We start from the raw sequence: 14160 nt of genomic DNA on the forward strand, positions 1-14160 counted from the left end.
GCGTCGCCAAACGGGCCAAAGCCGCCACCACCGGCACCGACGTCACCGCGATGAGCCGATCCGCCGCGACCCTGGTCCACCCCGCCCTGCCGCCGGTGATACACGCCGAGGTCGCAGCCGGGCTGAGCATCGACGCCACGCGATTGACCCCGGCCGCGCTCGCGACGTTCAAACACGCCGCCGCCATGGCCAACCCGAAGTTCTACGAACTGCAGCGCCTCCGCAAATCCACCTGGGACACCCCACGCTTCATCCGCGGCTACGACCTCACCCTCGACGACCGACTCATCCTCCCGCGCGGCCTGCGGCACACCATCACCACGATCGTCGAACGCGCCGGATCACGACTGGCCGTCACCGACGCACGCAACCCCGGAACCGAGATCGACGCCGCGTTCACCGGCGACCTCACCGACAAACAGACCCACGCGGTCAGCGCGCTCCTCGCCCACGACGACGGGATACTGGTCGCCCCACCCGGAGCCGGCAAGACCGTCATGGCCTGCGCCATGATCACCGAACGCAACACCTCCACCCTGATCCTCGTCGACCGCAAAGCCCTCGCCGACCAGTGGCGCGCCCGCCTCGAGCAGTTCCTCACCCTCCGACCCGGTCAGCTCGGCGGCGGCCGCCGGAAACTCACCGGCGCGGTCGACATCGCCCTGCTGCCCTCCCTCGCGCGACGCGACGACATCCCCACCCTCACCCACGGCTACGGACACGTCATCGTCGACGAATGCCACCACCTGGCCGCCGCCGCGTACGAACACTGCGTCAAACGGATCGCCGCGCAGTTCTGGCTCGGCCTCACCGCCACACCCACCCGACGCGACGGCCTCGGCCAACTCGTCACCTGGCAACTCGGACCCGTCCGACACACCCTCACCGACGAGCAACAAGGCACCATCGCGGCCGCGATGCAGCCAGACGCCGGACCGAGACGGCTGCTCCACATCCACGACACCACATTCCAACCCGGCGACGTGGACCTCGACGCACCCGGCGCACTCGCCGAAGTCCACCGACGGCTGGCCCTCGACGAACCCCGCAACACCCGGATCGCCGACGACGTCACCGCGGCACTGACACGCGGACGCAACTGCCTCGTCCTCACCCGCCGGATCGCCCACGTCGAGGCGCTCACCACCCTCCTCGCCGCCCGGGGACACCAAGCACTCGTGCTCCAAGGCGCCATGAGCACCACCAACCGACGCACCGTCATCGACCGACTCGACACCGCCAAGGTCGGCGACGGACTCCTCGTCATCGGCACCACACCGTTCATCGGCGAAGGCTTCGACGCCCCCGCCCTCGACACCCTCTTCCTCGCCGGCCCCATCTCCTACGACGGCCTACTCATCCAATGCGCCGGCCGCGTCATCCGCGCCGCACCCGGCAAAGACACCGCCGAAGTCCACGACTACCACGACCCCGCCACCCCCATCCTCGCCGCCTCACTCCCCCGCCGCATGCCCGGCTACCGCACGCTCGGCTTCACCACACCCTGAACCCACGCCCAGCCGTAGCAGCTCGCCCCGCACGCGCCGATGTCCCCGTCGGGGGTTCTCTCCGGCGAGGCGTCGGACCAGGTCCGCTGACCGGCGACCCGGATGTAGGGGCACCGCGGGTCATCAGCTCGCGGACCGCCGCGAGGTGGTCGACTGTCAGCGCGGTGATGATCATCGCCGTGTCTGGCGGATCAGGTCGGCGGCGTGGCCGCGCAGGCGGGCCAGCGCGGTGAGGCGGTGTGTCTTCTGCGCGTTGTCGGGCAGCGGGGCGTGGAGGCGGATCTCCCGGGCGACGAGCAGGGCCAGGTTGACCGCGAACCCGACGGTGAGGTCGTGGCCGTGGATCCGGTCGGTGATCGCCTGTGCGAGGGTCGGGCTGGCGGGTGCGCCGATGGTGTAGAGCAGGGCCAGGTCGTAGCCGGGGAGATATCGGCCGCAGTGTTCGAAGTCGATGATCGCGCAGCGGCCGTCGGCGAGCAGCAGGTTGGCCGGTAACGGGTCGCCGTGTGCGACCTGCCGGGTGTCGCCGCTGGCGTCGACGAGCTGGTGCAGCGCTGCCCGGTCGGCGTCGTCGAGCTGGCCTGCGGCGTGTTCGGCGTCGATGCGGCCGTGGTAGTCGGCGATCGGCTCCGGCAGCGGCGGGTGCGGCATCCACGCGGCCACCGCATGAAGGGTATCCAGCACGACGTCGACGGATCGGCCGTTCACATCGCCGGTCAGGTGTCGCTCGTCGGCCAGGCGGGCGCCTGGCACGCGCGTGAGGACGGTGAGCCGCTCGTCGGCGTACCGCAGCCGGGGCGTGACCACCGGGGGCGGGTCCGCGGCGATGCGCCGGTAGACATCGAGTTCATGCTCGCGGCGGCCGGTCCAGTACGGATCGTCGGTGGTGAGCAGCTTGACCACGACCGGCTCACCGTCGCGGGACCCGGCGGCCACGATCGCCTTGTCCGTGTGATGCAGCAGCCCTTCGACCATGATCCCGACCCGGGCGGCGTGCTGGCGCAGCGCCGACCGAGCGTCAGGGTCGGTTGGCCGGAACACGATCTGGGACGCGGAGGAGGACATCAGGTCATCCTGCCCGCCGACGGGGTCACGGCCAACGGGCGGCACGCCAGCCCGAGCTGGTGACGGCGCGCCTTCGTCACCATTTGTCGTGCCGGCCGATGACCGCGCCGGGAAAGAACAGTGACATCGGACAGCGGTCTTCATGGCCGGGCCCGCCAGCAGGCGGGCCGAGCCCTCGGCTCCTCTCGATCGTCCGGGCGGGGGCGGTGATGCGGGGTGGCGGCGATCATCCATATCACGGGCGGTGCAGGACGCAGACGACTTTGCCGAGGATTGTCGCGTGATCGCCGGGCAGTACCGGGTAGCGCGGGTTGCGGGGGACGAGCTCGGTGCGACCGTCGCGCTTTCGGTACTGCTTGACGGTGGCTTCCCCGTCGAGCATCGCGGCGACGATGTCGCCGTTGTCGGCGGCCGCCTGCTGCCTCACCACGATGATGTCGCCGTCGGCGATGGCCGCTTCGATCATGGAGTCGCCTCGTACCCGCAGCGCGAACAGCGGGCCCCGGCCGACCATGTCGGCGGGCAGGGACAGCACCTCCTCCACCAACTCTTCGGCGAGGATCGGCGCGCCGGCGGCGATGGATCCCAACAGGGGCACAGCGATTCCCGACAAGGCGCCCGAATCCATTGATGGCTTGTCACCAGGCAGAGGGCGGGCATCAACCGCTCGCGGCCCGCCAGGGGCCCGCCGGATCAGGCCGTGGTGTTCGAGGGCCTTCAGGTGATGCGCCACCGACGAAGGGGAACCAAGCCCGACGGCCACACCGATCTCCCGCACCGTCGGCGGATAGCCATGCCGCTGAACCCAGTTACGGATCACGTCAAGAATCTGCCGCTGCCGGTCGGTCAACGACACCGGATCAGATGGCACGTCAGGAACGGTCACCCCAAAACGATACCGCACATCAGAACATGCGTACTAACTCTGCGGTATAGTCGCGTTGTCTGCGCATCATCGAGACATGGCTTCAGTGCACCCCTTAACGGAACGTGGTCCCCGCAGTTCCGACGCCGCCTCGCACGCGTTCACGGTTGCCGGCAGCGGCGCGAGGTGCGTCTCGATGCGGCGCGGAACGGCGGTACCGAATCGACCAACTGCCATACCTTCGGCGCGGGCCAGAGGACGGTTCGTGTGTCGGCTGCCGGGACCGCTCGGCCGGTTCTGCCGAGGGGAAAGCTTCCAGCGCCGCTGTACTCCCTCCGTCGCCGTCCGTTCTCAGCTGGCTTCGGCGAGGATCGGCCGGCTCATTCGCCAGACTCGGACTGAATACGGAGCGTCTCACCTCTTAGTGGTTCAGGTCGTAAGTCCTTCGGGGGTTGACGGTCCGGACCTGGCGCGGTTGGTGATCAAGAGGTCCTGGGGCTGAGCTTGAGGTCGCAGACCAGGTCGAAGGCTTCCTCGGTGGTGCCGGTGAACCAGACCTGGTTCTCGTAGTCGTTCGTGCTGGCGGTGTGGATGGCGGTACCCCACCGGTGGGCGGAACCGCCGTAACGCAGTCGCATCAGGGGGAGCCGTTCACCGTCGGTCAGCTCGACGGTGACGTAGGCGAACTGGCCGTGGTACCGCACGTGCACGCCCGCCACCTGTGGCCAGTTCCGGCGGGCGTGCCCGCTCAGCCGCTGGATCAAGGACGCCTTGGTCGACGCGGGGATCGTGGGCATGGCCTCATCCTCCCCGTTCGCGGCGTGTCACGTGCCGCTGTCGAGCCGTCATCCGGCAAGGATCGTGATCCGCCACGGGGGCCGTCGATCGACCGTGGAGTCCTCCAGTGCCCGCCTGCCACGCCCGCCAGATCACCGTGTCCGCCGCCGACCGGCACCGGCTCGAAACCCTGGCCCGCTCACATGCCGCCGGCTACCAGCAGGTCATCCGCGCCCGGATCGTCCGCGACGCCGCCCGTGGCCACTCCAACGCGGCGATCGCCCGCCGGCATCAGGTCACCGTCGACACGGTACGACGCTGGCGCGGTCGGTACGCCGACGAGGGCATGGCCGGGCTGACAGACCGACCCCGCAGCGGACGACCGCCCCGTCTCACCCCGGTCCAGATCGCCGAGGTCAAAGCCCTGGCCTGTCAACTACCGGCCGAGACCGGCACACCGCTGTCGAAGTGGAACTGCCCCGACCTCGCCAGAGAGGTCGCCGCCCGGGGAATCGCCGAGACGATCTCACCGGCCACGATCCGCAGAATCCTGGCCGCCGACACGATCAAACCCTGGCGACACCAGTCGTGGATCTTCATCCGGGACCCGGACTTCGCCACCCGCGCCACCCGCGTCCTGAACCTCTACCAGCGCGTCTTCGACGGTCGGCCACTGGGCGACGACGAGTACGTCATCAGCGCCGACGAGAAGACCTCCATCCAGGCCCGCTGCCGCTGCCACCCCACACTGCCCCCCGGCACCGGCCGCGCCATGCGGGTCAACCACGAGTACGACCGCGGCGGCGCCCTCGCCTACCTCGCCGCCTACGACGTGCACCGCGCCCACGTCATCGGACTCTGCCACGACACCACCGGCATCACCCCGTTCACCGACCTCGTCGACGAGGTCATGACCCGGGAACCGTACGCCTCCGCCCGCCGCGTGTTCTGGATCGTCGACAACGGCTCCTCCCACCGGGGCCAGACCGCGATCGACCGCCTGCGCAGGCGCTACCCCAACGCCGTCATGATCCACACCCCGGTCCACGCCTCCTGGCTCAACCAAATCGAGATCTACTTCTCCATCGTGCAACGCAAAGTCGTCACCCCCAACGACTTCACCAGCCTCGACCAGGTGCAATACCGCCTCGCCGCCTTCGAACAGCGCTACAACGCGACCGCCCGGCCCTTCAGATGGAAGTTCACCCCGACCGACCTCACCGACCTACTGGCCCGGATCGAACGACACGAACGGAAAGACCCACACCCCGAGCAACACGCCGACTGCCAACACCAGCCCGCCGCACACGCCCAGGCCGCGTAACCCCGAAGGACTTACGACCTGAACCACTTAGGACAAGATCAAAAGATCGGCCGGTGCCTGTGGCGTTGATACCGGGTAGGCCCGCGGTGGTATCGAGCAGCATGGCGGTGACGTCTTTCGGGTAGGGGTAGCCGTTCCACTGCAAGTGCCAGTGCGGACCAGCGCCAATGAGTCGACGGCGTAACCGGTAGTCGTTGAAGCCAGTGGGTCGGGCGCGGCCGAGCGGATCGTAGAACCAGTAGCCAATGGCCCACCTACCGGAGACATCGCGGGCGCTGAGGCGGGTGACCAGCGCGCGGAGGATCTGGGCGACGCCGTCAGGTGGAACGGGGTTGAAGCGCAGTGAGTCCCGCTCCGTCGGCGTCAGCGGGACATCGGGCGTCCACCATCGTCGCCCGTCTCGGCTGGCCCCGGAGTAGCTCGCGAAGCAGCTGTCATCGAACAGGGTGCGCCGTCGACCGGTGACGGTCATCCGGGCACCGGTGGGTAGGTGGACCAGTCGGTAGGTTTCGTTGTCGTCGAGGTGGCTCAGGCGCAGCCCTGGCAACTCGGCCGTGTCCTTCCCGACGCCGTTGGGAACGAGGTAGCCGAGGACGTTGGTGGGACACTCCGCAACGACGACGAGGTCGTCGAAGCGCGGGGACATCGTCAGCGTGCAGTGAGTCAGCGTGCTGACGATCGAGCTGCCGACGAGTACCCCCGTGTCGCCGGCGTTGAACAGATGTGTGGCGAGCAGGGTGCGGAGCCGTTGCTGGGGGAGGCTGCAGCGGTCCAAGCCGAGGTCGCCGTTACGCCCGACGCCCTGGCGGGCTGCCATGATGTGCTCGCCGGTGTACGCCGCCCGTACCCGGGCCCGCGCTGAACGAAGTGAATGGGACATGCGTGACCCTCCACGCCGCCCGGCCAGCGGTTGTCACACAGCCATGAGGTCAAGAAGACAGACTCGGTGGAGCGGGCGCACCACACCCTTGCTCGCGCGTCCGCCAGGTCCGGGTGGTTGGCGTACGTCACTTCCGACCCTCCACCGCAGCCGGATCTGCTGAGGCTAACACGTGCGTGCCGCGCCGGCCCCAAGGCGAGCCGGTGACGGGTCGCTATTGAGAGCGGCACAGGCGTCCGTTCCGAGAGCAGGTTCGCGCCTTGGACGACACGGTCTGGCGACGTGTTTGTGTTCTCCACGATCCTGACGCCGCCTGTCGGGCCTGGCCCTGACGTTCCTGCTCACCGCGCCGAACTTGCCCTGTGGGCTTTTTCCCGTGCGGGATAGGTCTGTGGACAGAACAGGCGGACCCGCGGGGCAGGGATCTCGTAGTCCTGCTTCCGTATCAGCTGGCCGCGGACAAGTAGGCGGCCAGCAGTCAGGTGGGTGCGGACGACGCCGACAGCGGGCGCCTTGCGGCTTGCTCCGTCAGGGGACCGTGATGTCGAGGGCGGGAAGAGATCAGCCGGTCGCCGGTAGCCCGGCGGCTGGGATACTGACGCGGTGCCCACCGATCCCGGACCACAGATGAACACCAGTCTCGTGAGCCGGTACGCCGACCTGCGCAAGCAGGCCGGCGGGATGACTGAGTCGGTACGCGGGATGCGGTTAAACACCCTGATCGCCGACGCGCTGGTTCGCGACGGAATCGACGCCGAGGCCGATCAGCGGGGGCCACACGGCGAAGTCGACGTCGCGTTCTGTTACGACGGCACCTGGTGGCTGCTGGAGGCGAAGTGGTACGCCGACCCGATCACCGACGAACCGCTACGCCACCTGAGTGATGTGCTGACCGAGCGGCGACCGGGCACCATGGGCATCCTCGCCTCGTGGTCGGGGTTCGCCGCCAGCGCGCTACGCCGCGCTGAACGATCCCGCGACGTCGTACTGCTCGACCGCACCCACCTGGAAGCATTGATCAGCGGTACCGTGTCCGGACCCGAACTCATCGACGCTGTGAACCGGTCGCTGTCGGTGTTCGGCCACCCGAACCTGCCGTTGGCGACGCTTCTGCGCCCACGACGCCCGGACCCGGACCCGCTACGGTCGGGTGTCCCCGATGGCTTCACCCCGGCTGCCGTCGCAGCACCCGGCGCGGTAGATCCCACCGTGACTGCCTACGGCACCACGATCGCCGGCATCACCGCCGACCACGGCCGACTGCTCATCACCGTGGACGACGGCATCATGGACCTCGCCGTCGGTCGCCGCGCCCAGCCTCGCCGGCGTCTGGAACTCACCGACTGCGTCGGCAGCCCGTTAGCCACGACCGATGGTGACCTCTTCGTGGTCCGCAACGGCGGGGTGCTGCGCCACCGGCAGGACGCCTTGGAAGTGGCCGCAGGCGGCTTTACCCGCCCGCCGATCATCGTCCCCGGCCCGCACGGCACACCGTGGCTGCTGGACCGCGACACGGTCGGCTGGCCCGGCACCGAGCACGCCAGTCTGGTGCAGATCGGTGACCACCTCGGCGACCAGCAGCGATGGCCCGCAGGGCTCCCGGCGGGCGCCTGCCAGACGGCGTGCTGGCTGTACGAACGCACGTTCTTCGTGCTCGGCGACGGGCACAGCGCGATCACCGACGTCGACACCGGCAAGCACCGGTGGGTCGTGACCCCGGTCGGCCGGCCGCACGGCCTCATCCGTCTCGACGAGCGCCACGTCCTGATCGTCGGTGCCGATCGCCACGTCCTCATCACCGTCCTCGACACCGCCACCGGGCAGGCGACCGAACCAACGCCGATCAACCTGACCGGCCCGGTGCGCGGAGCGGCACGTATCCGCGATGCCCTGATCATCCTGGCCGGCGCACCGGTCGACCACGCCACCGTCGTGCCGGTAGTCGCTCGACTTGACCTGCCCAGCCTGGTGTAGTTCCTACCCCGATAACCGGCGCTGATGACTGCATGGTCACGCCCTCGCGAGCGGCCGCCTGTTCGACGGGGCGGGCTGGGTACGTGCGAGCGGGATCACCGCCTGCCAGATGCCGTATGCCCTGCTTTTCCCATGTCCCGTGGACAGACCAGGCGGACCCGCAGGGCAGAGATTTCGTGGTCCTGCTTCTGTATCAGCTGGCCGCGGAGGCGATGAGGTCACGTGCCCCGGCCCGCAGCAGGGCGTCGGCGACTCGGCGTCCCAGGTCGTCGGCGTCGCAGTGGGGTCCTCGCATGGTCGCGGTGACCTGCTTGGCGCCGTCGGGGCTGTAGACGGCACCGTGCAGTCGTACAGCGTTCGACTCGACTTGGGCGAGCCCGCCGATCGGGCTGTGGCAGTGGCCGGTGAGCGCGCGGAGCATGGCGCGTTCGGCGGTGGCCGCCAGCGCGGTGGCCGGGTCGTTCAGCTGGGCGACGAGGCGGGTCGTCGCGGTGTCGCCGGTGCGGGTGGTGACCACGATCGCGCCGGCGCCGACGGCGGGCAGCATGTCCTCGACCGGAAGCACCTGGGTGATCCGGGCGGTCTGGCCGATGCGGCGGAGCCCGGCGACGGCGAGGATCATCGCGTCGTACTCGCCCTGGTCGAGTTTGCGCAGTCTGGTGTTCGTGTTACCGCGTACGGCGGTGACGCGCAGGTGTGGCCAGCGGGCGGTGAGTTGGGCGCGGCGGCGCGGCGAGCTGGTCGCGACGGTCGCGTCGGCGGGCAGGTCGTCGAGCGTGCCGCCGTGGCGGGACACCACCGCGTCGTGCACATCCTCGCGTGGCAGGTAGGCAGCGATCGTCAACCCCTCGGGCAGGGCGACGTCGCCGGGGACGTCCTTGAGGCAGTGCACGGCGATCGTGACCTCCCCGGCGAGTTGGGCGCGGTCCAACTCGCGGACGAACGCGCCCTTGCCGCCGATGACCGCGAGGTCACCGGTCCACCGGTCGCCGCTGGTCGTCATCGGCGCCAACCGGATCTCCACGGCAGGGTCGAGCAGCGCCAACATCCCGGCGACCTGCTCGGCCTGCGCGAGGGCCATCGGAGAGGATCGGGTGCCGACGGTGATCAGTTGTATCGCCACCCCGACAGGGTACGGCCGCGCCCCGTCGTGGCCGGAACAGCGGCAGCGACGCGCCGGGGCGGCTCAATCCACCACCGGACGCACGGGCGGTGCACCGAGGACCTCCCACGAGGCGACCCCGAAGGGCGCGGTTTGTCATATGCGCCCGATATCGTCGCCGCGCATCCGCATCGCCTGCTCACGGAGGGTCAGACCATATGGTTGGTTCCGCGCTTGACACCGTCTCCGCGGATGAGGCCCGCGCCCGGCTCGCCGACCAGCTCCTCGCCAGCGGCTGGATCAGTTCGCCGGCGGTGGAGGCGGCGTTTCGCCGGGTGTCGCGACATCTGTTCGCGACCGACGGCGTCAGCGTCGAGGCCGCGTACGCCGATGACGTCGTCGTCACCAGACGCGGCCCGGACGGACGCGCGACGAGTTCGATCTCCGCGCCGTGGCTGCAGGCCTACATGCTCGAGCAGGCCACGCTGGCACCCGGTGCCCGGGTCCTTGAAGTCGGCTCCGGCGGCTACAACGCCGCGCTGGTCGCCGACGTCGTCGGCCCGGACGGCACAGTCGTCACCGTCGACATCGACGCCGACGTCGTCGACCGCGCCCGTACCGGCCTGGACCGTGCCGGCTACCGGCAGGTGACGGTGGTACACGGCGACGGCGAGTACGCACACCAGCCCAGCGCCCCGTTCGACGCCATCATCGTCACGGTGGAGGCACCGGACCTTCCCCCGGCCTGGCTCGACCAACTCACCCCAGATGGTGTTCTCATCGTGCCGCTGCGGATACGTGGCATGACCCGGTGCCTCGCCCTGCGACGCCACGAGGATCATCTTCTCGCCACCGCGGCACTGCAATGCGGGTTCGTACCGATGCAGGGCAACGGACGCCATCCCACCCGCCGCCTGGCCCTGCACGGCGACGACGTCGTCCTGATCCTGGACGACACCACCACCGAGGTGAACCCGGACGCACTCGCGGCGGCGCTGCACTCCCCGCGGCGGGAGGCCTGGTCGCCGGTCACCATCACGATGCGGGAAGGCCCTTCTTTCGAGTCACTGCACCTGTGGCTGGCCAGCCAACCCCGGCCCTTCGGCACCCTCGCCGTCGACCGCGAACGCGCCGCCGGCCTGGTCGATCCGCAGGACCGGTTCTTCTGCCCGACCCTGCTCACCGCCGACAGCTTCGCCTACCTCGCGATGCGCAAGCTCGATGACACCACCTGGCAGTTCGGCGTCCACGGCTTCGGACCCGACGCCGACACCCTCACCGCCGACATGCTTGACCTCATCACGGTCTGGGAACACGACCACCGGCACCACCCCGGTCCGACGATCACCGTGCACCCCACCGGCACACACCCGCCTACACCCGATGTACCCCAGCTGCTCGTGACCCGCCGCCACGCCACGACGGCCGTCACCTGGCCCGCCCTCGGCAACCCGCGATGACCGCCGACCCGCCGCGCGTCGAACGACTCTCGCACCAGTTCCCGACCCTCGTCATCGTGCGCGGAAACTCGGCAAGCGGAAAGACGACTGCGGCCCGGGAAGCACGACACCGCTACGGGCGCGGCTGCGCCCTGCTGGAACAGGACTACCTGCGCAGAACCATCCTGAGGGAGCACGACAGCACCCACATCCAGCCGGTCGCCCCAGCGTTCATCACCGCGACCGCCCGCACCGCCCTCGACCTGGGCTACCACGTCATCCTCGAAGGCATCCTGCACACCGAACGCTACGCCACGGTCCTGCTCCAACTCATCGACAGTCATCCCGGACCGGTCGCTGTGTTCTACCTGGACGTCTCCTTCGACGAAACCGTCCGCCGCCACCTCAACCGGGCCGAGCCCATCCCCGTGACCCCTGACGAGATGCGCCGCTGGTACGCCCATCGCGACCTGCTCGGCGTCCCCGGCGAAACGGTCATCGGCGAAACCAGCACCTTCGAGCAAACGGTCACTACCATTCTGCACACCAGCGGCCTCACCAGGGCGACATCGCAGACGCCATGCCCACGGCGTTGCCGGCGCTGCGACCGCGAATCCGACCAGACCGCTGCCACCACCGCAGCAGGCGGGTGACCCATCGTGGGGACGGGCGGTGCGTGAACCGACGATGACGCCGAGGTAGTCGTCGTCGAGTTCGCGCAGGTTGATCGAGCCTCGACGTGGAGGCTAACCGGTTCACAGTGGCCCACCACCCGCCTGCCCTTGTCCGCCCTCGGACGCCCTGGCCTTGTTCGCGGGCCAACATCCTCAGTGTCTGCCAGCGACTCACCGCGACCAACCCACCGCCACCACTGCCCTACCCGTAGCACAATGTGACTCAGCGAAACGAGAGAGAACCGCAACGATTGTTGGGGCCGACCATGGTGAACGACGAGCTGCGGCTGGAGCTGCTAGCCCTTGCGGATGAGGACCAGCGTGTCCGGAAGGCCGCAGGTGAGCGGGCAGGGCCCGGTGAGGAGATCCCCGACGACATCGCCCGGGAGTGGACGCGGGTCGACGAACGTAACACCGCTCGGCTGGCCGAGATCGTCAGCGAGCACGGGTGGCCCACCCGCAGTCTCGTCGGCGACGACGGCGCCAACGCCGCCTGGCTGCTGGCCCAACACGCCGACCACAACCTGGACCAGCAGAAACGCTTCCCCGACCTCATGCACGCCGCCGTAGCCGTGAACGAGGCCAGCGCCGTCGACTTGGCCTACCTGACTGACCGGGTAGCCACACATGCCGGCCAGCCGCAGATCTACGGCACCCAACTGCGCCCCGGCCCAGACGGCCGGCTGACGGACTACCCGATCGCCGACTCCGACACGGTTGACCAGCGGCGAGCCGCGCTCGGCCTTGACCCATTGGTCGACTACATCGCGGCCAGCCAGCAAAGGTAGGCAGGGCGCCAGGTGGGCACGCGAACCCGGCAGACGCGACGGCTACGCCCGGGCAGACGACGGAACGCCAACACCACCAACGCATCCAGCAGACGCACCGCTCGTCCTGCCTACGGGCCGCGGCAGGAGTCGAACCTCGTGGGACAGGGCGAAGGACGGTACCGGTGAGTCTTGACGAGGTCGCCGCCGGACTGCAGACCGTACTCGAACAGATCGCCCGGCAACGCGCCGGCCTGGCCGCCACCGAGTCCTCGGTCAACGCCGCATCGAATCGGCTACGAACCGCCACCGCCGGCAGCGACCACATCCTCGTACGACAGGCCCTCACTGCGGCGGCAGCCTCCACCACGCGACTACGTGAGGCAGACCGCCATCTCGCCGAAGCAACGATGGCGATCATCGAGTACGGGAAGGCCATCGGCGTCGTCCTCGCCCTCCCCCGGGACAATGCACCGCCGTCGGCGGCAGCATCAACGCGCCCTGAAGCAACGGGTAGCCGGCGTGAGATCAGCCCGCAGCCGCGGGCGGCGGCTGAGACTCCGTCCGGCCAATCAACACCGACGGGTGACGCCGCGCCGGCTCCATACGTGCCGGGGTTCCTGGAATCCTTGCCCGTGCGCCGGTCGGCGGACGCCCCGACCGACGGGGTCATCACCACGACGGACGGCGAGAGGATCAGTGATGTACACAGCGGCAAGGGCGGGCCGGGTAAGGGCGGCCCCGGCCTCCGTCCGCCGTTCAAACACTACGTGTCCGCCCTCGACCATGCCGAAGGCCACGCGGCAGCGCTGATGCGCACCCGTGGCATCACGGAGGCCACCCTGTACCTGAACAACACGCCATGCGTGGAACCGATGGGCTGTGACCGGGTCCTACCGTATGTGCTGCCGAAAGACGCGACACTCACCGTCTACGGCCCGAACCGGTATGTCACCGTGTACCGGGGCAACGGAAAGGGGTTGGCATGAGCAGTGAACCGGTCACGGTCTCCTACGACCGCACCGAGCCGGTGACCATCGACCGGCTCGACGACCTCGACGCGCTACTCGACCGGATAGCCGCCACCCCCGACTACCAGCGGTTCCCCGTCATGGTGTCACTGGAGACGAGCGACAGAGAACACGTCCTGGAAGTCTGTCTCGGCCGGCACGACCTCAGCGTCCTGGTCTGGCATCACACGTTCGTCGAGATCGCCGCCAGCAAAGGCACACTCGACCAGCCCGCCGATCTCGCCTACAACTTCGGCGGTTCCCGCACCGACGCCTACGATGATTCGGCCATTCCCGTGACCACCGCTCGGCAGGCCGCGCGGGAGTTCTTCACCACCAACGGCCAGCGGCCCACCTGCCTCGACTGGCAGACACCCAGCTACGACGAGCAGGACGAGCCAGCCAAGGGCTGACGCTCCTCGCAACTGACAAGATCACCGAGGCGAACTGCTTCCTACACAGTGCCGGACATCGCGTGCCCGGAGAACGGCAGCGAGGACGCCCCTGGCGACGGTCCTTCAGGGCTCAACCAGGGCTACGGCGGCTTTCAGCACTGGTACCGGGCGTCAGTCCTGCGGGAGTTTCTGTAGATCCGTGGTCATTCGGGTGGCCACGCCAGCGTCCATTTCCGCTCCGAACCCAAACGACCAAGCGCCGCCGCGTAGGTTCTCAACGGTTCGTGTCAGGGCGCGTCGCGCGTGGACGACGCTCTCGCCGCTCCAGAGGACGGCAACACCGTGAGGTGGGGTTGACCCGGTTTGACGGACAGGGTCGG

General features: G+C 69.0%; 13 protein-coding genes. 8 read left to right on the forward strand and 5 right to left on the reverse strand.

Annotated features, from left to right (window positions below; all coding sequences use genetic code 11):
- A partial coding sequence (locus tag O7632_RS00005) for a DEAD/DEAH box helicase (protein WP_278110291.1) occupies positions 1-1508 on the forward strand: 1508 nt, incomplete at its 5' end.
- 171 nt (positions 1509-1679) lie between these two features.
- Here O7632_RS00005 and O7632_RS00010 read toward each other — a convergent pair.
- From O7632_RS00010 to O7632_RS00020, 3 genes are all read right to left on the reverse strand, one after another.
- Positions 1680-2573: a phosphotransferase gene (locus tag O7632_RS00010; protein WP_278110292.1), complete on the reverse strand. Its 894-nt coding sequence runs from the start codon at positions 2571-2573 to the stop codon at positions 1680-1682.
- A 235-nt stretch (positions 2574-2808) separates the two neighbouring features.
- Complete coding sequence (gene lexA / locus O7632_RS00015; RefSeq protein WP_278110293.1) at positions 2809-3459, reverse strand: transcriptional repressor LexA; 651 nt, start codon at positions 3457-3459, stop codon at positions 2809-2811.
- Positions 3460-3920: 461 nt separating this feature from the next.
- Positions 3921-4235 carry a PH domain-containing protein gene (locus O7632_RS00020; RefSeq protein WP_278110294.1) on the reverse strand — a complete coding sequence of 105 codons (315 nt, stop codon included), beginning with the start codon at positions 4233-4235 and terminating at the stop codon, positions 3921-3923.
- A 107-nt stretch (positions 4236-4342) separates the two neighbouring features.
- Between O7632_RS00020 and O7632_RS00025 the strand changes: the two genes are divergently transcribed.
- Positions 4343-5539, forward strand: coding sequence for an IS630 family transposase (locus tag O7632_RS00025; RefSeq protein WP_278110295.1), 1197 nt, complete (start codon positions 4343-4345; stop codon positions 5537-5539).
- On the opposite strand, the gene O7632_RS00030 is transcribed toward O7632_RS00025, so the two are convergent.
- Complete coding sequence (locus tag O7632_RS00030) at positions 5433-6419, reverse strand: hypothetical protein (RefSeq protein ID WP_278110296.1); 987 nt, start codon at positions 6417-6419, stop codon at positions 5433-5435. The two genes, O7632_RS00025 and O7632_RS00030, sit on opposite strands and share 107 nt — an antisense overlap.
- Positions 6420-7046: 627 nt before the next feature.
- On the opposite strand from O7632_RS00030, the gene O7632_RS00035 reads away from it, so the two are divergent.
- Positions 7047-8393: a restriction endonuclease gene (locus O7632_RS00035; RefSeq protein WP_278110297.1), complete on the forward strand. Its 1347-nt coding sequence runs from the start codon at positions 7047-7049 to the stop codon at positions 8391-8393.
- Between the two features lie 193 nt (positions 8394-8586).
- Here O7632_RS00035 and hemC read toward each other — a convergent pair whose 3' ends face one another.
- A complete protein-coding gene (gene hemC, locus O7632_RS00040) occupies positions 8587-9516 on the reverse strand; it encodes a hydroxymethylbilane synthase (protein WP_278110298.1) in 930 nt (309 codons plus the stop codon).
- Between the two features lie 197 nt (positions 9517-9713).
- Here hemC and fxlM point away from each other — a divergent pair, with 197 nt between their 5' ends.
- The 5 genes from fxlM (at position 9714) to O7632_RS00065 (ending at position 13798) form a co-directional block, all read left to right on the forward strand.
- The gene (gene fxlM / locus O7632_RS00045; protein WP_278110299.1) at positions 9714-10955 is read left to right on the forward strand and encodes a methyltransferase, FxLD system; all 1242 of its coding nucleotides are present in this window, start codon (positions 9714-9716) and stop codon (positions 10953-10955) included.
- Positions 10952-11587 (forward strand): AAA family ATPase, encoded by a 636-nt coding sequence (locus tag O7632_RS00050; RefSeq protein ID WP_278110300.1) that lies wholly within the window; start codon positions 10952-10954, stop codon positions 11585-11587. The genes fxlM and O7632_RS00050 overlap by 4 nt, the downstream gene beginning before the upstream one ends.
- Before the next feature lie 287 nt (positions 11588-11874).
- Positions 11875-12396: a DUF6624 domain-containing protein gene (locus O7632_RS00055; RefSeq protein ID WP_278110301.1), complete on the forward strand. Its 522-nt coding sequence runs from the start codon at positions 11875-11877 to the stop codon at positions 12394-12396.
- A 164-nt stretch (positions 12397-12560) separates the two neighbouring features.
- On the forward strand, positions 12561-13364 hold the full coding sequence (locus O7632_RS00060; protein ID WP_278110302.1) for a DddA-like double-stranded DNA deaminase toxin: 804 nt from the start codon (positions 12561-12563) through the stop codon (positions 13362-13364).
- Positions 13361-13798 carry an Imm1 family immunity protein gene (locus O7632_RS00065; protein WP_278110303.1) on the forward strand — a complete coding sequence of 146 codons (438 nt, stop codon included), beginning with the start codon at positions 13361-13363 and terminating at the stop codon, positions 13796-13798. Before O7632_RS00060 ends, O7632_RS00065 begins: the two co-directional genes overlap by 4 nt.
- Positions 13799-14160 lie beyond the last annotated feature (362 nt).

The organism is Solwaraspora sp. WMMD406, from assembly GCF_029626025.1.
In the GTDB taxonomy this organism is placed as follows: domain Bacteria; phylum Actinomycetota; class Actinomycetes; order Mycobacteriales; family Micromonosporaceae; genus Micromonospora_E.

What these genes read in the sequence shown, in the direction of transcription:
- O7632_RS00010 (WP_278110292.1), bottom strand. Translation starts at nt 2,573, where the DNA reads ATGTCCTCCTCCGCGTCCCAGATCGTGTTCCGGCCAACCGACCCTGAC.
- O7632_RS00020 (WP_278110294.1), bottom strand. Translation starts at nt 4,235, where the DNA reads ATGCCCACGATCCCCGCGTCGACCAAGGCGTCCTTGATCCAGCGGCTG.
- O7632_RS00030 (WP_278110296.1), bottom strand. Translation starts at nt 6,419, where the DNA reads ATGTCCCATTCACTTCGTTCAGCGCGGGCCCGGGTACGGGCGGCGTAC.
- O7632_RS00035 (WP_278110297.1), top strand. Translation starts at nt 7,047, where the DNA reads ATGAACACCAGTCTCGTGAGCCGGTACGCCGACCTGCGCAAGCAGGCC.
- fxlM (WP_278110299.1), top strand. Translation starts at nt 9,714, where the DNA reads ATGGTTGGTTCCGCGCTTGACACCGTCTCCGCGGATGAGGCCCGCGCC.
- O7632_RS00050 (WP_278110300.1), top strand. Translation starts at nt 10,952, where the DNA reads ATGACCGCCGACCCGCCGCGCGTCGAACGACTCTCGCACCAGTTCCCG.
- O7632_RS00055 (WP_278110301.1), top strand. Translation starts at nt 11,875, where the DNA reads ATGGTGAACGACGAGCTGCGGCTGGAGCTGCTAGCCCTTGCGGATGAG.
- O7632_RS00065 (WP_278110303.1), top strand. Translation starts at nt 13,361, where the DNA reads ATGAGCAGTGAACCGGTCACGGTCTCCTACGACCGCACCGAGCCGGTG.